At 64.3% G+C, this 20,145-nt stretch carries 15 protein-coding genes; 9 read left to right on the top strand and 6 right to left on the bottom strand.

Annotated features, from left to right (window positions below):
• Window positions 1-160 precede the first annotated feature (160 nt).
• Both SH412_RS20530 and SH412_RS20535 read right to left on the bottom strand, forming a co-directional pair.
• On the bottom strand, window positions 161-3,313 hold the full coding sequence (locus SH412_RS20530) for an AAA family ATPase (RefSeq protein ID WP_336519888.1): 3,153 nt from the start codon (window positions 3,311-3,313) through the stop codon (window positions 161-163).
• A complete protein-coding gene (locus SH412_RS20535) occupies window positions 3,310-4,587 on the bottom strand; it encodes a metallophosphoesterase family protein (RefSeq protein WP_336519889.1) in 1,278 nt (425 codons plus the stop codon). Before SH412_RS20535 ends, SH412_RS20530 begins: the two co-directional genes overlap by 4 nt.
• 347 nt (window positions 4,588-4,934) lie before the next feature.
• On the opposite strand from SH412_RS20535, the gene SH412_RS20540 reads away from it, so the two are divergent.
• Window positions 4,935-5,780, top strand: coding sequence for a c-type cytochrome (locus tag SH412_RS20540; RefSeq protein WP_336519890.1), 846 nt, complete (start codon window positions 4,935-4,937; stop codon window positions 5,778-5,780).
• An 87-nt stretch (window positions 5,781-5,867) separates the two neighbouring features.
• On the opposite strand, the gene SH412_RS20545 is transcribed toward SH412_RS20540, so the two are convergent.
• On the bottom strand, window positions 5,868-6,632 hold the full coding sequence (locus tag SH412_RS20545; RefSeq protein ID WP_336519891.1) for a hypothetical protein: 765 nt from the start codon (window positions 6,630-6,632) through the stop codon (window positions 5,868-5,870).
• Between the two features lie 518 nt (window positions 6,633-7,150).
• Here SH412_RS20545 and SH412_RS20550 point away from each other — a divergent pair.
• From SH412_RS20550 to SH412_RS20560, 3 genes are all read left to right on the top strand, one after another.
• Complete coding sequence (locus SH412_RS20550; protein WP_336519892.1) at window positions 7,151-8,482, top strand: right-handed parallel beta-helix repeat-containing protein; 1,332 nt, start codon at window positions 7,151-7,153, stop codon at window positions 8,480-8,482.
• A 219-nt stretch (window positions 8,483-8,701) separates the two neighbouring features.
• Window positions 8,702-9,658 (top strand): sugar phosphate isomerase/epimerase family protein, encoded by a 957-nt coding sequence (locus tag SH412_RS20555; RefSeq protein WP_336519893.1) that lies wholly within the window; start codon window positions 8,702-8,704, stop codon window positions 9,656-9,658.
• A 272-nt stretch (window positions 9,659-9,930) separates the two neighbouring features.
• The gene (locus SH412_RS20560) at window positions 9,931-10,773 is read left to right on the top strand and encodes a phytanoyl-CoA dioxygenase family protein (RefSeq protein WP_336519894.1); all 843 of its coding nucleotides are present in this window, start codon (window positions 9,931-9,933) and stop codon (window positions 10,771-10,773) included.
• Between the two features lie 26 nt (window positions 10,774-10,799).
• Here the strand turns inward: SH412_RS20560 and SH412_RS20565 are convergent, their stop codons facing one another.
• Together SH412_RS20565 and SH412_RS20570 are read right to left on the bottom strand one after the other, a co-directional pair.
• The gene (locus tag SH412_RS20565; RefSeq protein WP_336519895.1) at window positions 10,800-11,183 is read right to left on the bottom strand and encodes a YkgJ family cysteine cluster protein; all 384 of its coding nucleotides are present in this window, start codon (window positions 11,181-11,183) and stop codon (window positions 10,800-10,802) included.
• Between the two features lie 68 nt (window positions 11,184-11,251).
• Window positions 11,252-11,983, bottom strand: a complete 732-nt coding sequence (locus SH412_RS20570; RefSeq protein WP_336519896.1) for a leucine-rich repeat domain-containing protein — start codon at window positions 11,981-11,983, stop codon at window positions 11,252-11,254.
• A gap of 498 nt (window positions 11,984-12,481) precedes the next feature.
• Between SH412_RS20570 and SH412_RS20575 the strand changes: the two genes are divergently transcribed.
• The 3 genes from SH412_RS20575 (at window position 12,482) to SH412_RS20585 (ending at window position 14,543) form a co-directional block, all read left to right on the top strand.
• The gene (locus tag SH412_RS20575; RefSeq protein ID WP_336519897.1) at window positions 12,482-13,363 is read left to right on the top strand and encodes an RNA polymerase sigma factor; all 882 of its coding nucleotides are present in this window, start codon (window positions 12,482-12,484) and stop codon (window positions 13,361-13,363) included.
• 91 nt (window positions 13,364-13,454) lie between these two features.
• Window positions 13,455-14,210 carry an SDR family NAD(P)-dependent oxidoreductase gene (locus tag SH412_RS20580; RefSeq protein ID WP_336519898.1) on the top strand — a complete coding sequence of 252 codons (756 nt, stop codon included), beginning with the start codon at window positions 13,455-13,457 and terminating at the stop codon, window positions 14,208-14,210.
• A 45-nt stretch (window positions 14,211-14,255) separates the two neighbouring features.
• The gene (locus SH412_RS20585) at window positions 14,256-14,543 is read left to right on the top strand and encodes a DUF1330 domain-containing protein (RefSeq protein WP_336519899.1); all 288 of its coding nucleotides are present in this window, start codon (window positions 14,256-14,258) and stop codon (window positions 14,541-14,543) included.
• Between the two features lie 63 nt (window positions 14,544-14,606).
• Here the strand turns inward: SH412_RS20585 and SH412_RS20590 are convergent, their stop codons facing one another.
• Complete coding sequence (locus SH412_RS20590; RefSeq protein ID WP_336519900.1) at window positions 14,607-15,260, bottom strand: TetR/AcrR family transcriptional regulator; 654 nt, start codon at window positions 15,258-15,260, stop codon at window positions 14,607-14,609.
• Between the two features lie 176 nt (window positions 15,261-15,436).
• Between SH412_RS20590 and SH412_RS20595 the strand changes: the two genes are divergently transcribed.
• Together SH412_RS20595 and SH412_RS20600 are read left to right on the top strand one after the other, a co-directional pair.
• Window positions 15,437-16,750: an efflux RND transporter periplasmic adaptor subunit gene (locus SH412_RS20595; RefSeq protein WP_336519901.1), complete on the top strand. Its 1,314-nt coding sequence runs from the start codon at window positions 15,437-15,439 to the stop codon at window positions 16,748-16,750.
• 32 nt (window positions 16,751-16,782) lie between these two features.
• Window positions 16,783-20,136: an efflux RND transporter permease subunit gene (locus SH412_RS20600; RefSeq protein ID WP_336519902.1), complete on the top strand. Its 3,354-nt coding sequence runs from the start codon at window positions 16,783-16,785 to the stop codon at window positions 20,134-20,136.
• The last annotated feature ends 9 nt before the right edge of the window (window positions 20,137-20,145 follow it).

Here is a 20,145-nt window from a genome sequence, read left to right on the forward strand (position 1 = left end):
ACGTTCCCAGGCAGGAGCCTGGGAACGAGGTCAACGCAATTCTCGAATCAGCGACATCTCTTCCATCTTGCACTACTCACTTTTCACTTTCCGGATCTTCTCAGTCTTCGCCTTCTCCGCGTCCTCCGCGCCTCCGCGGTGAATCCTTCTTCGTATTTTCTCACCCCGCCAGCCGCTCTTCCGTCGGCTCCGGCGTATTCCGCGACGGCAGATAAACCGGCTCGATGCCGTACGACTGGAACATCGTCGCGAAGAACTGGTGGCTCGTGAAGACGATGAGCTGCTGGCCGTCCCGGACGAAGTCGACCAGCGTCTCCGCCGCCGCCTGGGCCCGGGTCTCGTCGAAGTTGACTGTCACGTCGTCGAGAATCATCGGCAGTTCGAGCCCCTGCCGCGAAAACGCCCGCACCATCGCCAGGCGGATCGACAGGAAGAGCTGCTCGCGCGTGCCGCCGCTGAGCATCTCCGCCGGGAACGAATGCCCCTGGTCGTCTTCCACGTAGATGTGCCGGCGGCCGAGCGGCGCCCAGAGGCGGTGATACTTGCCGCAGGTCAGCCGCTTCAGGAACGGGACTGCCGCCGCGAGCATTTCCGGCTGGTTGAGTTTCTCGAACCGCTCTCCGACGTCTTCGACCGCTTCGCCGACCAGCGAGGCCGCCGACCAGCGGGTCAGGCTCTCCGCCAGTTCCTGCTCGACCAGCGCCAGCTCCTGCCGCGTTCGGCTGCTGCTGCGGTCGGCCTCCAGCGTCTTCAGTTCCTGCTTCACGGTGCCAAGCTGCTCGAAGAGATCCTGCAGCGTCAGCTCGACGTCCTCGATCTCCTGCTTGGTTCGCTTGAGCTCTTCCTTGTTGTTCTGCGGGCGGAATCGGGCCAGGTCTTCTTCGACGATGGCCATGTCGGAATCGGACTGGGCGGCCGTGGCCAGCTCGCGGTTGGCCTGTTCCAGCAGGACTTCGACCTGCTTCCGGCGGTCGCGCTGCGCCAGCCGTTGCTCCAGATGTTTACGGTCGGTCGCCGAGGCCAGCGCCAGCAGGGCTTCGGTCTCTTCTTCGAGCTTGTCAATCCGCCGCTGCCACTCGCCCGCCTCCTGCCGTCGCGCCTGCTGCTCCTTGATCAGCCGTTTGCGCTCCTGGCGGTTCTCCTGGGCCGTCCGCAGCTCGCGTTCCCAGCGCTCGACCAGGGCCAACGGCTTGCCGTAGTCCTTGGTCGGGTCCGCCATCCGCCGGCCGAGGGCTTCCGTCTGTCGACGGAAGCGATCCCACGATTGCCGCGACCGCTGCAGCTCTTCCCGGATCGCCAGGCTGACGCGACGCTGTTCGCGGGCCTCGGCCACCTTCTCGCGATGCCGGAACGCCGCGGCGATGTCGACGGTTTCATCGAGCCCCAGCCCCTTCAACGTCTGGCACCAGCGCTGCCGGGAACCGGCCAGCTCGCGCTGCTGTAACTGCAGTCTGCCGCGGACGGCGCTGAGCTGCCGACGAACCTCCTGAATCCGCTTATACTCCTGCTGAGCCTGTTCCAGACTCGCCAGCCGCCTGGCCGCCTGCGAAATCAGCTCGCCGTCCGTGGCGTCGACCATGCGCTCTTCGGTCTGACGCTTTGGCGTCAGGTCGCAGCTTTCGATGATCTCCCGGATCTGAGCCTCCACCGAGCGAATTCGCGATTCGTTCGTCCGCCGCTGTTCCCGCAGGTCGTTGACCGCATCCTGCATTTCACCGTCGTAGTGGCTCTTGATGGCCCAGGTGATGCTCGTTGCGAGAACCGCCAGCACGATGTAGATCAGGCCGACGATCCAGCCATGCTTCACCGAAGCGGTCAAGCCCGCCACGACCAGTCCTGCACCCGCCAGGCCGAACAGAACCAGCACGCCGTAAACCCAGTCGGGCAAGCCCATCCGGTCGTGGAATGATTCGAGCTGTTCGTCAATCGCATCGCTGCGGTGCTTAAGCTCCGCGAGCCGCAACTGCTGCTTGCCGAGGTCGACAAGCTGTTCGAGCCGCTCGTGAGCAACTTCCAGCGGCTCGTCGAGCGAGTCCCCGTGGACCCCCAGGTCCATCAGCTCCGTCCGCAACGACAGCTCGCGGTCCTGGCAGGCGGCCGCCTGGCGTTTGTACCGCTTCTGCCGCCGGCGGGTCCCGACCACCGCGTGCTGATAGATCCGCGATTCGGTCACCAGCGTCGCCTGGGCCTCGGGCGAATCCTGCACGGCGTCGAGCCGTTCGACGGTCCACGTCGGTCCCAGTTCCGCCAGCATCTGCTGGAGGGCCGCGTCGGACTTGTCGAGCCGGGCAGTCTGCTCGGTCACCTGCTCGTCGGACTCGCGAATGAAGGGCCGCTGCTCGCAGAGGAAGGCGATCGCCCCGCCGAACTTGCGAATCTCGGGGTCCCGGCCGATGGCCTGAATGCGATCGGCCTGCTCGCGAGCTTCCTGGAGCAGCCGCTCGCGGGTTTTCGTCGCGTTCGCCAGATCGGTTTCCAGCCGGTCGAGCCGCTGCAGCCCGTCCGCGGGGAAACCGCGCAAGTCGGGGAGCGAATCGAGCTCCCGCTGCAGCTCGCGCACGAGCTGCCACGGCTGATAGATCCGCTCCATGAACTGCAGCCCGCGCTGATGCTGCTGCAGCCGGGCATGCTCAGAGCGCTCCCGCGCAATCTTCGTTTCCAGATCGCCCCGCTGGCGGAGCAGCTCTCGATGCCGATCCCGCTGCTTGCGCCCGGAGGACGTCTGCTGCACCAGATCTTCGCGACGCTTGAGCAGCGCAGTCACCCGGCCGCCGAGCGTCTTCGGATCGATCAGCGCCCGCCGTTCCCCTTCAATCCGGTCGGGGAGATTCATCAAAAGCTGGCCCTGCGGGCCAAGCGTCATCGCATACAGGTGCCGGGCGACCTCGTCTTCGGTCAGCGTCGCGAACTGCTGCAGCTCCATCAGACCGACGGCGAAGACCGATTCGAACAGTTTTTCGTCGGCGCCGTGCAGAATTTCTTGCAGGAGATTGTCGGTCCGGGGGCCTGGTTCGACACCAGCGATCGAAAGCGCGCCGGGCTCTTCACCCGGACTGCTGCGATGCAGTTCGTAGGGCGTCTGGTTGTGCTCCAGTCGCAGGAACCCGCTCCGCGGGCCGGGCTTGAAGCGCCGCCGGAGCCCCGGCCGGTCGTCGTTGCGGAAGCCGTAAAGGACGCCCCGCATGAAGCGCAGCAGCGTGGTTTTGCCGGCCTCGTTGGGCCCGTAAAAAACGGTCAGGCCCGAAGGATGCAGCGACTGCCGGAAGTGCTGCCAGACGCCGTAGTTTTCGATCTCCAGCCCGGTGAGCTTCATCGCGGCTCCCCTCCGAGCGCGCCGGCAAACCAGCGCCAACCCAGCCGTCGGGCCTGCGACGAAACCTCGACGGCGTCCAGCCGATCCAGCCAGCGTTCCATCCGACCGGCGACATTCACATCCGGAAACTGCAGTTCGGAGAGCATCTGCCGCAGCTGAGCCGGTTCGACGGCGGGAAGTCGCTGCAGCGAAGCTTCGAACTCCTTCCACAGCTCCGCCTGGCGCTGCGTCGGCAGTCCCGATTCCGGCCCCGACGGCAGCACACGGTGCACGTACCGCAGTCCCTTCGCCTCATCCGTCAGCCCGGTCAGGCTGTTGGCGACCGTCGCCGCCACCCGTTCTTCTTCCAGATGGAGATCCCGTTCGGGAGCGGCCCGGAACGACCATTCGATCATCCGGACTTGCTCGCCGACCTGCCGCGGAATCTGGTCCAGCAAGCCGATCATCCGCTCCAGCAGCTCGTTCTCATCGCGAATCCCCGTCAGCTCGACGACCAGCCGTTCCCAGCGAACGGGTGCGAGCGGCACCAGCGTCGTCCGGCTGTGGCCTTCTTCATCCGCTTCAATCAGGATGCCCCCCCGGCTGCCGGTCTCGCGCTGCGATAAACCCTGCGGACCGGCCGGGCGTCCGATGACCGCCTCCGTCAGCGGCCACGCGCCATCCCCGGCCCAGTCGGCCCCCGCCAGGTAATTGAGCGAAGCAAACGCGGTCCCGCTCCACGGACGGTTCGGGCTGTTTTCCCGTGTCGGATCGGCCATCAGCAGGCCAATCGAATAGGGACGCGTCTCGGGTTTAGCCAGCCTCCCCGCCATCAGCCGGTCGAGTTCCGGCGGATGAACGGAACTGTGCCAGGCGACCGGCCAGATCGTCGCCAGCAGCTTCCCGCCGTCGGTCAGATCGACAGCGTCTTCACCGGCGGAAGAGAATAAGGTCAGGTTTTCGGGCAGACCGGGGATCTCATCCCACGCCGCGGCCGGATCCTGCGGCCCCGGCGTTGCGAAGACGGGGATGTCGGCAGCGTCGAGCTGCTCCAGCCCCTGCCGCAACGCCACTTCAGCGGTCAGACTGCCGACCGATGCATCGAAGGTGTTGCCCGTCAACAGGACGGCATCGACCTGCCGCTCAATCGCGGCGTCGACGAGTCGCCGGAACGCGGTCAGCGTCGCCGTGCCGACGAGTTCGCGCACGTCGTCTTTCAGCCCCGCGACATCGCGGAGCGGAGCGTCGAGATGGAGGCTGGCGGCATGAAAAAAACGGAGGGGCCGAAACGGCACAACGGCATCCTTTCCGTAACTTCGCGCGAAGCCAGACAGGCTGCGCCGATTCAGGGGTTTATCGGAGTTGGCACGGCCCGCGCGAATTGGCGCAGAGTGTAACCCGTGCGCAGTCTTCCGAAAACTCCGATCTTCGCAATTTCAAAATAGGAAATCTGGAAAGCCTGCGAAACAGGGTGGGCTCGGTACTCCAGTGGCCGGCACCGGGTCCGCTCCAACGTCCCCCAACGTCGAACCTGAATTGCGCGGAAACGAACGTGAGCGAGTTCACGGACAGGTCGCCGCCCGGCGGGATAAACTGGAGGCGTCGAACGTCCCCGCCTCCTCCGTCAAACGGACAGTCGCAAATGGCAAGACATCCCGCCGGCTCCTCTCGACCTATGATCGCGATGGTCATTGGACTGTCCGCGTTCGCGCTGGCCACGACTCTGCGTTCTGCGGAGCCGAAGTCGACGACGGAGCGCATACTGCCGCCGGGAAAGCTGGGAGAGGTCGTCCGGCTCGGCCGGGAGATTGTCGAACGAACCGGCGAACACCCTCTGTCGAAGCCCTACGTCGCCAACGCGCTGACCTGCCAGTCCTGTCACCTGCAGGCCGGACAGGACCCGCAGGCGGCGACTTTTCTGGGGGTCGCCACCGCCTATCCTGCCTGGTCACCCCGCGAAAAACGGGTCGTCACCCTCGAAGACCGCGTCCTCAACTGCTTCATGCGGAGCATGAACGGCGTCCGACCGCCCCTGGGGAGCGAGGTTTCCGTGGCCGTCACGACCTACATCACCTGGCTCTCTGCCGGCGAATCTCTCGCCATGAATCCCGACAGGCCGCTCGGACCCCGCGGCGTTCCATCCCTCGCGTTGCCGGCTGCGCAGGCTGATGCCGGCCGCGGCAAGGTTCTGTACGCCGAACGGTGCGCGAGCTGCCATGCCGACGACGGCCAGGGGGGCGAAGATGGCCCGCCCGTCTGGGGGGAGCGTTCCTACAATCAGGGAGCGGGGATGTCCCGTAACGACAAACTTGCCGCGTGGCTCAAGGTCGCCATGCCGCCCGACGATCGCGATCTCAGCGAACAACAGGCTCTGGACATCGCCGCCTGGGTCAACGCGCATCCGCGGCCGAAGTTCGTCCTGAAAGACCACCTGCCGCCCGCCGATCGGCTGGGAGAGTACAACGCGGCACAGCAGTCTCCCGAGTAAACAGAAAAGCCCCGGCAGGATCACTCCCGCCGGGGCCGCTCTGGTCTTACTCTGGCTCGCCGCTTTCCGCTTCAAGCCTTCTGCTGGTTACTTGCCCAGCAGCTTCGCCGCCGAAACCTTGATCGGCTTCAGCTCGGTCACCTTGCCGTCGGCGACTTTCACTTCCAGGGACTTCTCAACGTAGCCGCCCCCTTCGTGCCAGACGCGGAACTCGTTCTCCCCGGCCGGGAGGTTATCGATCTGGAACGAACCGTCCGCGGCGGTCACCACGGCGTAGGGATGATCCACGATCATCCAGTAGCCCTTCATCCACGGGTGGATGTCGCAGCGAATTTCCGTCGGCAGCGACTCGCCCGAGGCGAAAGGAACTTCCACCCCCGTCCGGTCGTTGGCGCTCAGCAGGAAGTTGAAGCCCATGTTCTTGATCGGCGTGCCGCGGGTGTTGTGGGCCACGGCGTCCATCGAGACGACTTTGACCTTCTGCGTGGTCTGGGCCACGATCACGTGCGGCACGAACTTGCAGCCGATCTGATCGTACAGAACCGTCGCCGCTTTCGGATCCTTCAGCGACGGATGAATCTTCGACGGCTTCTTGCGGAGGTAGACGACAACATTCGCCACGCCCTTCGTCTCCGGATCGACCACGGCGGTCTCGTCGGGAACGGCGTTCACCGCGCAGACGGCGGCATCTTTCGCGCTGGCGTCCCCTTTGGCGATCAGCGGTGCGAGGGTCGGCAGATCGCCGTCCAGAACCACCCGCCCCTTGATGCCGCCCCACTGGGCCTGCACATCAGTCATGGACAGGGCGCCGGCGAGAGCCGCCACACTGCATACGGTCAGCCATTTGGTCATCTTGCGCATTCCAGAAATACCTTCGCTGCAAAGTCTTACGCTGAAGCGCCGTGCGCTTCGTCCCGGTCGCAGGCGTTCCCTGTCCTGTCTGGCATCCACGTTGACGATTATCCCCCCCGAACGGAGCGCGGGCAAGCGTGCAGCATGGATCGGGAGGGAATAGCGAGTAGGGAATAGCGAATCGCCAGAGGAAGAAGGCTGATCGCGGATCGCTGATCGCCAGTGAGGATGTCCATCGCGCCGCCTGCTTCTCCGGCTCTCGACACTCGACTCTGGACTCTCGACTCCAGTTCGACATTCCGCCTTGAACGTACGACGGACGTCCTCGTCCGTCGGTCTCGTCCTCAACACCATACCCCCTTCGAAAACGACGGACGTGGACGCCCATCGTACGGCACTTCTTTCTCTGCGAACTCCTCTTCCCTCTGCGTCTCTGCGCGAGATCTTCTCTGCATTTCCGCCTCCCGGGTGGTACACTCAAACCGGTCAATCACACTCCCCGGCCCGGAGCCCTGCCCATGCCTTCGCCCGCCTCCCGCCGTTCGTTTCTGACCACATCCGCCGCGTGGACCGCCGCTCTCTGGGCGGCTCCTCGACTTCGCGGCGATGACCGCCCGAAGGTCACTGACCCGCGTGCCACCTCGGGCGATGTCGCTGTCGAACCGCAGTGGGAAGAGGGTTTGACCGTCACCGTGGGACCGAAGGACGCTGACCTCGTCGGGACGTCGCACAAGGTGCTCCAGGCCGCGGTCGACTATGTCGCCGGTCTCGGCGGAGGGACCGTCCAGATTCTGCCCGGCGAGTATCACCTGCGGGGTTCCGTCCGCCTGCGGTCGGGCGTGCGACTGCTCGGCAGCGGTTCCGATTCCATTCTGACCAAGAACGCGTCGCAGACCGTCAAGCTGGCCGCCGATTCCGACTGGTATGACCAGGAAATTACGCTCGTCGACGCCAAAGGCTTCGAAGTCGGCGACAGCGTCTGCCTGAAGACGAAGAACCCCCACACCGGCGGCATGAACATTCTCAAGCGGACGCTCGTCGCCCGCAGCGGGAACCGCTTCAAGCTCGACAAGGCGCTCCGCGAGAACTTCTGGCAACTTGGGGAATCGACCTGCTCGTCGCTGTTTCCGCTCGTCACCGGGGACGAAATCGAGCGGATCGCAGTCGAGAACATCACGCTCGACGGAAACCGGGCCAACAACGAACTGCTCGACGGCAACTACGCCGGCTGCGTCTTCCTGCAGGACTGCCGGAACGTCGCCTTCCGCAAGGTGACGGCCAGGAACTACCACGGCGACGGTCTGAGCTGGCAGATCTGCCACGACGTCGTCGTCGAAGACTGCCACAGCCACGACAACTCCGGGCTGGGGCTCCATCCCGGCTCGGGCTCGCAGCGGCCGGTCATCCGCCGGAACCGGCTCGAACGGAACGACATCGGCATCTTCTTCTGCTGGGGCGTCAAGTACGGCCTGGCGGAAGAGAACCAGTGCACCGGCAACCGCGTGGGGATCTCGATCGGCCATCGCGACACCGACAATCTGATCCGCCGAAACACAATCGCCGGCAGCACGGCGGTCGGCATCCTGTTCCGCCCGGAACGGGGCCCCGGTTTCTGCGGACACCGGAACCGCCTGGAAGAGAACACCGTCACTGACAGCGGCAAGGACGACGGCATCGCGATCGACATCCAGGGGGGCACCGAGTCGATCACGCTGCAGCAGAATCAGCTCAAAGAAACCCGCGCTCCCGCCCAGCGGATCGGCATCCGCCTCGGCCCCCAGACCCGCGACATCCGGCTCGAAGAGAACCAGATCAACGGTTTTTCAAAGGACGTGCAGCAACTGTCGTGAGGCGGAAAGCTCGAAATCCGAAACTCAAAGCATCAAACGACTCTGAGTTCGGGGGGCACTGGCTCTGCCAGTGTCTTCCCCGAATCCTCCCCGAAGCAGCAAGAGTCCGAGCAACTCCCCCTGCAACCAGGACTTTTTCCTCTTCCATTTTGCACTTTGCATTTTTCACTTTTCATTTTGCATTGAATTTCCTCCTCCAGGAACCACCGGACCGCCCCCATGCCCTTCACCCGCCGAACCTTTCTCCACTCCCTCGCGGCCGCCTCCCTGACCAGCCAGTTCGCCTTCGCCCGGGCCGCGGCGGCCATCCCCTTCGGCTTCAGCCTCTACGGCATGAAGTCTCTGCCACTGAACCAGGCGCTGCAGCTCTGCGCGGACATCGGCTACAGCGGCGTCGAACTGGCGCTCATGCCTGGCTTCCACTGTGACCCGGCAACGCTCGACCGCACGGCCCGGAGGGACCTCAGGACGCGGCTCCAGGATCTCGCGCTCGGCCTGCCTGCCCTGATGGAAAACCTGCCGATCCTCGTGAATCCGACGCAGCAGCGCAGCAATCTCGACCGGTTGCGGCTGGCGGCCGAACTGGCCCACGACCTGGGAGGTGATACGCCGCCGGTCATTGAGACGGTCCTGGGGGGCAAGCCGACGGAGTGGAACGACGTCCGCGGAAAAATGGTCGACCTGCTCGGCGACTGGGCTCGCATCGCCGCCGAGGAGAAGGCGACGATCGCAGTGAAGGCGCATGTCGGGAACGCGCTGCACCTGCCGGCGGATTCTGTCTGGCTGATTGACCAGGTGGGCAGCCGCTGGATTAAGCTCGCCTACGACTTCAGCCACTTCGAGCGTCAGGGGCTCGACATGGCGGAGTCGGCCAGGATCATGCTGCCGCAGACCGTGTTTGTGCATATCAAGGACAATGTCGACGTCGGTGGAAAGACCGAGTTTGCTCTGCCGGGGGACGGCCACACCGATTATCCGAAGCTGCTGAAACTCCTCCGCGACGGCGGCTATGCCGGAGCGGTCGTGGTGGAAGTGAGCGGCCAGGTCTTCGGCAAGCCGGGCTACGACCCCGCCGCCGCCGCCCGGCGGTGCTACCAGCAGATCCAACCCGCCTTCCGCGCGGCCGGCTTGCGAGCGAACGCGGCCCTGAACCATCGCGTGAAGACCGGTGTTTGACCACGAATGACACGAATCGACGCGAATGACGTCGAAGAGGTGAACCACGGAGCTCACGCACGTGTGCCCGGAATCTTCCCTGCTTCCTGCAACTCCTGGGCATTGTGAATCAGGGAGAGAACGCGTGGGACGCTGACGGATTTCACCGTGCCGTCACCTATTGCTGCGACGTATTTCCAGGAAACTCTTCCGAAAAGTCGACTGGACCCCGGCCGCCACGCCTGCCAGACTGGTCCCACGTCCAACCTGCATCCGCTCCCGAGGTCTCCACCATGTCGACCGCCATGCGCTCCGATTTCAAAGCCGTCCTCGATTCAACGGATCTCGCCGCGATCCCGCGCGACCTGCGGTTCCACCCCGTCCAGAACCCGCAGCCGAAGACGCTGACCCCCGAGCAGGTCGCCCAGTTCAACCGGGATGGCTTCATCAAAGGGCTGACCGCTTACTCCCCCGCCGAAATCGCCAATGTCCGACAGTACTTCGACGACCTGCTCGCCCGCGTCGTGGCTGCGGGCGGCGACAGCTACTCCATCAGCTCGGCCCACCTCAAGTACGGGCCGGTCTGGGATATCCTCACCAACCCGCGGATTGTCGCCGCCGTCAGTGATCTGCTCGGCGAAAACGTCATCGGCTGGGGCTCGCACTTCTTCTGCAAGATGCCGCACGACGGCAAAAGCGTCGCCTGGCATCAGGACGCCAGTTACTGGCCCCTCTCCCCCTCGAAAGCCGTCACCGTCTGGCTGGCCATTGACGACGCCGACACGGAAAACGCCTGCATGCGGTTCGTCGCCGGCTCGCAGAACTTCGGCGGCATGACCTTCCGTCCCAGCGATCCGAAAGAGCACAACGTCCTCAACCAGACGATCGACAACGTCGAGCAATACGGCACTTTCGTGGACGACGTCCTCCCCGCCGGGCAGTTCTCGATGCATTCGGACCTGCTGCTGCACGGCTCCGAGGCCAACGACTCCGACCGCCGCCGCTGCGGCCTCACGCTCCGCTACGCCTCAGCAGATGTCCACGCCTACATGGACTGGAACCAGAAAGGGGTCTGGGTCCGGGGCGGCGACCCGACCGGCCACTGGGCCAACCGCCCGCGTCCGTCGGAGCAATAAGTCTCCGACGCTCGCCAGCGGACGGTTCACGTTTCCGTGTCGTCACACTTGACCTGCGTGGCGGCCCCCCCTGCTCGGCTGCGTTCTTCCTCCCGGCGCAGCAGGCACGCGGGTCCGGCGAGTTCGTAGTCCTTGCAGATCTGCGGCCGGAATTCGTAGTGCCGACACGCGCGTCCCACGGGATCAAACCACAGACACCGCTCCTGCGGTTCCTGGCCGCGCAGCAACCCCGAGAAGTGCTCGTCGATTTCCGCCGCCAGCTCCGCCGGCAGGTCGTCGGGACGATACGGGTGAAACTCCCGCCGGCCCGGACGAGTGGCGTACAGCAGCACCGGCGAACCGATCCCCTCGCAGCACAGCCCGCAGCCGTCGCAACTCGCCGGCTGCAGCACGTCGAGCACCGTTCTCACCGCAGGTCCTTCAACGAAAACGGCCCCGGCTTCACCAGGAAGCGGGGCCGCAAAACTGGTCCGCAGAACTATTCCTTCTTCTCTTCTTTTTTCTCTTCTGGCTTCTTCTCGTCGGGCTTCTTCTCTTCAGCCTTCTTTTCCTCAGGCTTCTTCTCGGCCTCTTTCTTCTCTTCCGGTTTCTTTTCTTCGGCCTTTTTCTCTTCCGGCTTCGGCTCGGCCGGCTTCGCCAGCTCCAACGCCCGGACGATCTGCAGGCCCGGCGTCGCCGCCTTGAGCGCCGCCACGCCCGCATCCGTCACCGGCGTCTGCCACAGATACAGATGCCGCAGCTTCTTCAGTTCTTTCAGGTTCTCCAGCCCGGCGTCCGTGACCGCCGTCCCGTACAGATTCAGGTATTCGAGGTTTTCCAGCCCCTTCAGATTCGCCAGGCCCGCGTCGGTCACCTTGGTCTTCTCCAGGTGCAAGCGGACCAGCCCCTTGGAGTCCTTCAGGAACACCAGCCCGGCGTCCGTCACTTCCGTCCCCCGCAGATTGAGCTGCGCCAGTTGCGGCAGCCCCTTCAGCGGCTCCAGTTGCGCATCGCCGATTTTCTGATCGGACAGGTGGAAGGCGACATCCAGCCGAGGATCGTTCTGCGCCAGTTCGAGCACCTGACCGCCCGACTTCTTAATCGTCGCGATCGCCTGCTGCTGAGCCTCGGTCAGCGCCGGCTTCTCCGCTCCCGCTTTCTCTTCGGCTGCAGCGGAGCTCAGCCCCGCCAGCACCATCAGTCCACAAATCGCGATTGACCAGGATTTCATCGGAAGGAGCTCCTTGCTGCCGAGACGCCATTCAACGTGAGTTCGTGCGAACCCATGTGCCCATCAACGGCAGTTTATCAGATTCTCCCCCGCTGCGAATCCCTCTCCGCAAACTGAAGGCCTCCAGCCGGTTAGGCACAAACGGTTCGTCTGGCACATGGCCATCACGACAGACGCGATTGGCGGCGATCAAGTCGCGAGGTTCAGATCCTGTCGCCGCTCCCCCCGCAAACCGGGGCAACGACGACGCGGACGGCCCCCTGCGGGGATACAATTCGAATCAGCCCCTCGCGTCAACCACTCAAGACCGCGCCAGCCCGTACCCAACCCAATGTGGTCCAACTCGACGTCACGGACCATGACCGTCGTGGTTGACGACGGACTCTCACATGGCAGTCGCCTCGGCGCATTGTCACACTGCCTCTCCACGGGTGTCCAAGATTCCGGACGCCATCTCCCGACCGAGAACGGCGGTATTCGAGGAACGAGGAGCCAGCCATGTTCAATCCCTTTGCAGAGATCGCGGACGATTCGGACGACGTCGAGCTGGTTGAGCAGGCCCGGGCCGGCAGCCGCGACGCCCTGGAGAAACTGATCCTGCGTCATCAGGCCTGGATCTACAACATCGCCGTCCGCATGGTCTTCCAGCCGCAGGATGCCGAAGAGGTGACTCAGGAAGTCCTCATCAAGGCCGTCACCCGCCTCAGCACGTTTCAAGGAAACAGCCAGTTCCGCACCTGGCTCTATCGCATCACGGCCAATCACGTCCTGAACATGAAACGCCGCGGCGGCGAGGTCCGACCGCAGACTTTTTCCTCCTACGCCGCCGCGATCAACGACACGCCCGACCTGGATCTGCCCGATCCCAGGAGCGTGCCCGTGGATGTCCCGCTGCTCGTTGAAGAAGCCAAGATCGCCTGCACGACCGGCATGCTGCTGTGCCTCGATCGTGAGCAGAGACTCATCTTCACGCTGGGCGAAATTCTCGGAGTCAGCGACACAGTGGGCAGTGAAATTCTCGAAATCTCCGCCGACAACTTCCGGCAGCGTCTGACCCGCGCCCGGCGTGATCTCTATCGCTTCATGCACAACCAATGCGGCCTGGTCAACACGAGCAACCCCTGCCGCTGTCCCAGGAAAACGAAGGGCTTCATTCAGGATGGTCACGTCGATCCCGACCATCTTCTCTTCGCCTCGCAGCACCTCCTGCGAATTCAGGAAGCGGCGGCGGACACGATTCGCGAAATCGAAGACCTGCTGGATCGGCAACACGCGGCCATCTTTCGCGATCATCCGTTTCTTCAGCCCGCGAATCATGCTCTCTGGCTCAGACGCATTCTGGATCGACCGGAAATCCGCGCGGCCCTGCAGCTCACTTGAAAAATCTCCGCAATCCATCGTCACAGTCGATCGCCCGCGGTGTCTATGAAGTCGTACAGACGACTTCATCCTTCCGCAACGAGATCGAAACGTGTCCAAACTCAACAGCAGAATCGCCCTGGTGACCGGTGCTTCAAAAGGGATCGGCGCGGGAATCGCCACGGGCCTGGCCGCCGCCGGCGCCTCGGTGGTCGTAAACTACGCCGCCGATCGGGCCGGTGCGGACGCCGTGGTCGAGGCGATTGCCGCCGCCGGAGGACAGGCCCTGGCCGTCCAGGGAAACGTCTCCATTCCAGCCGACGTGGCACGCCTCCTGGACGAAACGCGAACCGCCTTCGGCCCGCTCGACATTCTCGTCAACAACGCCGGCGTCTACCTGCCGATGGAGCTGGAATCGGTCACCGAGCAGGAATTTCACCGCGAATTCAACACCAATGTCCTCGGCCCGCTGCTGATGATCCAAGAGTCCCTCAAACACTTCGGCCCGAACGGCGGAAGCGTCATCAACATCGGTTCCGCCGCCTCGCAGACCTGTCCGCCCAACTACTCGATCTACGCCGCCAGCAAGAGCGCCCTGGACGCCGTCACGCGGGTGCTCGCCAGAGAACTGGCCCCGCGCGGCATCCGGGTGAACTCAATCAATCCCGGCGCCACGCTCAGCGAGGGCACTCAGTCGGCCGGTTTATATGGTGTCGGAAGCGAGTTCGAGAAGCACTTGATCTCCGTCACGCCGCTCGGCCGCATCGGGACGCCTTCGGACATCGCGCCGATCGCAGTCTTCCTCGCCTCCGACGACTCCGCCTGGCTGACCGGAGAAGTCATCCTTGCGTCCGGCGGTCTGCGATAAAGTTTCACCCCATTCTTTGAAACGGAAAACTTCCAGGAGCCATCAATGCCTGCTTACATCGTGTTTCTACGCGAAAAGACGCTCGACCGGTCCGAGCTGGAGGCCTATTGGTCCGAAGTTCCCCCGACGCTGGACGGACGCCCGATCAAGGTGCTCGCCGCATACGGACAGCATGTGACCCTCGAAGGGCCGGAGGTCGAGGGGGTCGTCGTCGCCGAGTTCCCGTCCATCGAGGAGGCGCGCGACTGGTACGACAGCCCGGCCTATCGCGCGGCCGCCGAGCATCGGTTCCGGGGCGCGGTCTACCGCGGCGTGATCGTCGAGGGCGTGTGACCGCCATCGTCCCGGCGGACTTCACCCCTCGTCAACGTCCTTCCGGCCAGCCCTCGGCAGGTCTCAATGAGTCCAGCCCGGCGTCGCCCCCGGCCAGCGCACGCGCTCGGCGTCGCTCAAGACGCCCCGGAAGGTGAGCTCGACGATAGCGCGGTATTGCTGGCAGAGCGGAACCGATCGGCCCGAAAAGTAGTTCGTAAACATCGTCCCGTAGAGCAGGTTTCCGACCGTGTCCACCAGATCGTCGACGGCAAGGTCGTTGCGGAACCGCCCTTCGGCGATCAGCTCCGCATACACCTCCCGCCACCGCGCCCTGCGGGCCTCGCGATAGACGAAAACCGTCGGACGCGGCCGGTCCCGAAACATGGCCCGCTCCTGAATCAGCAGCTCCACGTGCTCCGGGTGATGATCGAAAAACTCCAGAAACACCCAGATGGAGCGGGCAATTCTTTGGAGCGGGTCGGCGACGTCGGCGACAGACTCCTCAAGCTTGGCTTGCAGACTCTGCATCCCCTCGTCGACGCATGCCAGAAACAGCTCCCGCTTGCTGCGGAAGTACAGATAAAGCGTTCCCTTGGCGATCGACAGTTCCAGCGCGACGCGCTCCATTTCGCAGTTCGCGAACCCGAGCGTCGCGAACAGACCGGTCGCCGCCGACACGATCTCCTGACGTCGTTTGGCTTTACGAGAATCTTCAGCAGGCGGGTCCGAGCTCATCTGCGAGTTCCAGCCGACGCGAGTGGTCAATCATGAAGGATTACACAGGTTTCGCGATCCCGACGCGAGCGGCCTTGCAGATCGAATTCCGACCGGTACAATTCTCCGTTAAACACGATTATGACTGACGAGTCAGTCATTGTCGATTTCGATTTCGCTCGCATCAGGGAGAATCTATGGCACGCGCCTGTCCTCATTCTCCGGCTGCAGGCTCGCTGGTCCGCTTCGCCTCGATCTTCGCCGCAGTTGCGCTCATTGCCGGGTGCCAGAAAAAGGCGCCCCCTCCCGCTCCGCCAAAACCTCCCGAAGTCATTGTTGCGCTTCCCGTTCGACAGACTGTCACGGATTTCGAAGAATACACGGGCCGACTCGCGCCGGTCAGAATCGTCGACCTCCGCGCACGAGTGAGCGGCTACCTGGATCAGGTCCAGTTCACCGATGGCGCCGACGTCGTCGAAGGCGCCCCCCTCTTTCGGATCGACGCTCGCCCCTTCTCCGCGGCCCTGGCGGAGGCGGAAGCAAACGTAGCCCAGTTGCAGGCCCGACTCGAGCGGAGTCGACGGCAGGAGGTGCGACTGACCGACCTGAACAAGCGGCAGATCACCACCGACGACGAACTGGACGGCGTCAAATACCTTCGCATGGAAACCGACGCCGAACTGAAGGCCGCCCAGGCCGCCGTCGAACTCGCCCGACTCAACCTGGAGTTCACCGAGATCAAGTCGCCCCTGACAGGCCGCATCAGCCGCCGTCTGGTCGACCCCGGCAACCTGGTTCAGGCCGACGTGACTCCCCTCGCGACCATCGTCGCCCTGGACCCCGTCTACGCCTATTTCGACGTCGACGAACGGACGGTGCTGCAGGTCCGCCGCCTGATCGCCAAGGGAGAAGTAACTTCCGCGCGCGACAAAGCCATCGAGGTCAGTCTGGCGCTGGCCGACGACGACGAATTCTCGCTGACCGGCTCGGTCAACTTCGTCGACAACCAGGTCTCCGCAACCACCGGTACGCTGCGGTTGCGGGCGGAAGTCCAGAATCCCCGCAAACTCCTCGCTCCGGGAATGTTCGTCCGGGTCCGGGTGCCGATCGGCCTCCCGCACGAAGCCGTCCTCGTTCGCGAGGAAGCGCTCGGGTCCGACCAGGGCCAGCGATTCGTCTACGTTCTCAACGACAAGAACGAAGTCCAGTATCGCAGAATCAAGGCGGGAAGACTCTCCGCGGGACTGCGCGTCGTCGCCGAAGGGCTGACTTCCGACGAGCGCGTGATCGTCACCGGCCTCCAGCGCGTTCGTCCCGGCGTGACGGTCATCCCCAGGTTTGCCGACAAAGACGAAGCCGTCTCCGCGACGGCGGCAACGGACCCGCTCGAACAGGAGGTACTCGTCAGCCCTCCCATGACGACGCCCGAAAGCCGGGCCGGGCTTGCCCGATCCCTCGCGACGGAAGTTGGTCCGGCGATCAGCGCGACCCCCGCGGATGCCAAGAATTGACCTCGCCATCCGTCGATTGAGAGCCTTCGACCATGTTCTGCAGGTTCTTCATCGATCGACCGATTTTCGCATCGGTCCTTTCGATTCTGGTGACGCTGGCGGGGGGGATCGCGGCCTACAATCTGCCGATCGCCCAGTATCCGCCAGTCACCCCCTCGACAGTCCAGGTCGACTGCAACTATCCCGGCGCCAATGCCCGGGTCGTCTCCGAAACGATCGCCGCCCCCATCGAGCAGCAGGTCAACGGCGTCCAGGACATGCTCTACATGTCCTCTCAGAGCACGAGCGACGGGTCGTACACGCTGACGGTGACCTTCAAGCCCGGCGTCGACCTGAATCTCGCACAGGTTCTCGTGCAGAATCGCGTCAGTCTGGCGATGCCCCAGCTTCCGGACGTCGTCCGGGCCACGGGAGTCGTGACCCGGAAGCGATCGCCCGACATCCTGCTCGTCGCCAGCTTGAACTCTCCCAACGGCCGCTACGACCAGCTCTATCTCAGCAACTACGCGCTGATGCACGTGCGCGACGAGCTCTCCCGACTGCCCGGGATCAGCGACGTGCTGCTGTTCGGACAGCGCGACTACAGCATGCGGATCTGGATCGATCCGGAGCGGCTTTCCGTTCGGAATCTGACCGTCAGCGACGTCATCAACGCCCTCCGCGAACAGAATCTCCAGGTCGCGGCAGGCTACATCGGCCAGCAGCCGTCGAGCGGAGCGCCGGACCGGCAGTTGCCGATCTCGGTCATCGGCCGCCTGACCGGCGAAGAAGACTTCGAACAGGTGATCGTCCGCGCGGAACGCGGCGGCGGAATGGTCCGGATCAAAGACGTCGCCCGGGTCGAGCTCGGCGCCCGCAGCCAGGACATCAACAATCGCTTCGACCAGAAGCCGACGATCGGCCTGGCGATCTTCCAGCTCCCGGACGCCAACGCCCTCGCCACCGCCGATCTCATTCGAGCCAAAATGGACGAACTGGCCCGGGACTTCCCCGACGGGGTCGCCTTCGAAATCGGCTACGACACCACGCCATTCATTCGCGAGTCGATTCAGGAAGTCTTCAACGCCCTCCGCGACGCCGTGCTGCTGGTCGCGCTGGTGGTCCTGGTGTTTCTGCAGGGGTGGCGACCGGCGATCATTCCCCTGATCGCCGTCCCGGTCGCGATCATCGGGACCTTCGCCGCCATGGCGGCCGTCGGCTTCAGCCTGAATAACCTGACGCTGTTCGGGCTGGTGCTGGCGATCGGGATCGTCGTCGACGACGCCATTGTCGTGGTCGAAGCCGTGGAGCATCACATCGAACGGGGCCTCGCCCCCCGCGACGCCGCCATTCGCGCAATGGATGAAGTCGCCAGTCCCGTCATCGCCGTGGGACTCGTGCTCAGCGCCGTTTTCATCCCGTGCGCCTTTATCTCGGGCATCGTCGGACAGTTCTTCCGGCAATTCGCACTCACCATCGCCATTTCGACAATCCTGTCGATGATCAATTCGCTCACCCTGAGCCCCGCACTCGCAGCCCTGCTGCTCCGACCGCGAACGGCAAAGCGGGATCTGCTGACGCGGTTGATGGACCTGCTGCTCGGCTGGTTCTTCCGGCTGTTCAACTGGTCCTTCCGGACCGGCACCCGGGGCTACGTCGGCCTCGTCGGCCGACTGCTGCGAGTCCCCGCGCTCGTCCTCGTCGCTTACGGCGGACTGCTCGGGCTGACGTGGTGGGGATTCGGCCAGCTTCCCACCGGATTCATTCCCCCGCAGGACAAGGGCTACCTGCTCGCCAGCGTGCAGTTGCCGGATGCCGCTTCCGCCCGGCGAACGCGCGACGTCATCGCGCGCATCGAGAAAATCGCCCTCGAAACCCCGGGCGTGAAATACGTCAACTCCGTCGCCGGAAACTCGTTCATGCTGAGCGCCTACGGCTCAAATTTCGGCTCCATGTTCGTCATTCTCGACAGCTTCCACCACCGGCGTTCGCCCGAACTCTCGTCCGACAAGATCCTCGCCAAACTGCGCGCACGCTACGCCGCCGAGTTTCCGGAAGCGCTCGTCAACATCTTTCCCCCGCCGGCCGTCAGCGGCCTCGGGCGGGCGGGCGGCTTCCGGCTGATGATCGAAGATCGCGGCGAAGGAAACCTGCAGGAACTCGAACAGCAGACGAACAATATCATTCAACGCGGCAACGAATCGGTCGCCGGCGTCACCGGGCTCTTCACCGTCTACAAAGCCAACTCCCCCCAGTACTACGCCGATATCGACCGGACGGCCTGCCTGCAGCACGGCGTCGAGCTGGCCGACGTCTTCGGAACGCTGCAGGGCAGCCTCGGCTCCCGCTACGTCAACGACTTCAACCGGTTCGGCCGAACCTGGCAGGTCGTCGTGCAGGCCGACTCGCAGTTCCGCAACGAGGCTTCCGATCTGGCGCGTCTCAAAGTCCGCAATCGCGATGGAGAGATGATCCCGCTGGGAACGGTCTGCACGGTCCGCGAATCGAGCAGCCCCCTCGTCGTGACGCGGTACAACATGTACCCCGCGGCGGCCGTCAACGGCAACACCGCGCCCGGAGTCAGCACGGGGCAGGGACTGGCCCTGATGGAGGAGCTCTGCCTGAGCGAACTGCCGCAGCACATGGCCTTCGAATGGACCGAACTGGCCTATCTGGAACGCACCGCCGGCAGCACCGGCATGCTGGTGTTCGCGTTCTCGGTAGTGTTCGTCTTTCTCGTCCTCGCCGCCCTGTATGAAAGCTGGGCGCTGCCGCTTGCGGTGATTCTCGTCGTCCCGATGTGCGTCCTCAGCTCGCTGGCGGGCGTGGCGTGGGCCAAGATGGATATCAACGTCTTCACGCAGATCGGCTTCGTCGTGCTGATCGGCCTGGCCTGCAAAAATGCGATTCTGATCGTCGAGTTCGCCCGCGCGCGACGGCACGAAGGCGTCCCGATCCGCGACGCCACCCTCCACGCCTGCGAACTCCGCCTGCGACCGATCATGATGACGTCGTTCGCCTTCATCCTCGGCGTCGTACCGCTGGTCGTCGCGCACGGCGCCGGCGCCGAAATGCGGCGGGCGCTCGGAACCGCCGTCTTCAGCGGGATGCTCGGCGTCACCTTGTTCGGGCTGGCCCTGACTCCCGTCTTCTTCTTCGTCATCGACTCGATCGCCGAATGGTCCTTCTTCAACAGCCCCGGCGTTCGCGCCGGCGGCGCAATCCTCCTGGACTGGTTGAGACTCGGTCCGGTCCGGCGCCTGTCGGCGCAACTGGGCCGACTGGCCTGGAAAGCGGCCGGGGTGCTCGACCGTCGACGCACGCCCGCTCCCCGAACGCCCGATCGACAGTCCGATTCCGCAGCCGATGAAGATGCTGGCTCCGAGCAGCTTCTGAAGCAGAGATAAGCTCCCCCG

Origin of the sequence: Planctellipticum variicoloris (assembly GCF_030622045.1) — a bacterium.
Taxonomy (GTDB): Bacteria; Planctomycetota; Planctomycetia; order Planctomycetales; family Planctomycetaceae; genus Planctellipticum; species Planctellipticum variicoloris.

Bases quoted from the DNA above. Each gene is read 5' to 3' on its own strand.
- SH412_RS20540 (WP_336519890.1), top strand. From the start codon at position 4,935: ATGGCAAGACATCCCGCCGGCTCCTCTCGACCTATGATCGCGATGGTC.
- SH412_RS20530 (WP_336519888.1), bottom strand. From the start codon at position 3,313: ATGAAGCTCACCGGGCTGGAGATCGAAAACTACGGCGTCTGGCAGCAC.
- SH412_RS20590 (WP_336519900.1), bottom strand. From the start codon at position 15,260: ATGAGCTCGGACCCGCCTGCTGAAGATTCTCGTAAAGCCAAACGACGT.
- SH412_RS20545 (WP_336519891.1), bottom strand. From the start codon at position 6,632: ATGACCAAATGGCTGACCGTATGCAGTGTGGCGGCTCTCGCCGGCGCC.
- SH412_RS20600 (WP_336519902.1), top strand. From the start codon at position 16,783: ATGTTCTGCAGGTTCTTCATCGATCGACCGATTTTCGCATCGGTCCTT.
- SH412_RS20555 (WP_336519893.1), top strand. From the start codon at position 8,702: ATGCCCTTCACCCGCCGAACCTTTCTCCACTCCCTCGCGGCCGCCTCC.
- SH412_RS20560 (WP_336519894.1), top strand. From the start codon at position 9,931: ATGTCGACCGCCATGCGCTCCGATTTCAAAGCCGTCCTCGATTCAACG.
- SH412_RS20585 (WP_336519899.1), top strand. From the start codon at position 14,256: ATGCCTGCTTACATCGTGTTTCTACGCGAAAAGACGCTCGACCGGTCC.
- SH412_RS20570 (WP_336519896.1), bottom strand. From the start codon at position 11,983: ATGAAATCCTGGTCAATCGCGATTTGTGGACTGATGGTGCTGGCGGGG.
- SH412_RS20575 (WP_336519897.1), top strand. From the start codon at position 12,482: ATGTTCAATCCCTTTGCAGAGATCGCGGACGATTCGGACGACGTCGAG.
- SH412_RS20550 (WP_336519892.1), top strand. From the start codon at position 7,151: ATGCCTTCGCCCGCCTCCCGCCGTTCGTTTCTGACCACATCCGCCGCG.
- SH412_RS20595 (WP_336519901.1), top strand. From the start codon at position 15,437: ATGGCACGCGCCTGTCCTCATTCTCCGGCTGCAGGCTCGCTGGTCCGC.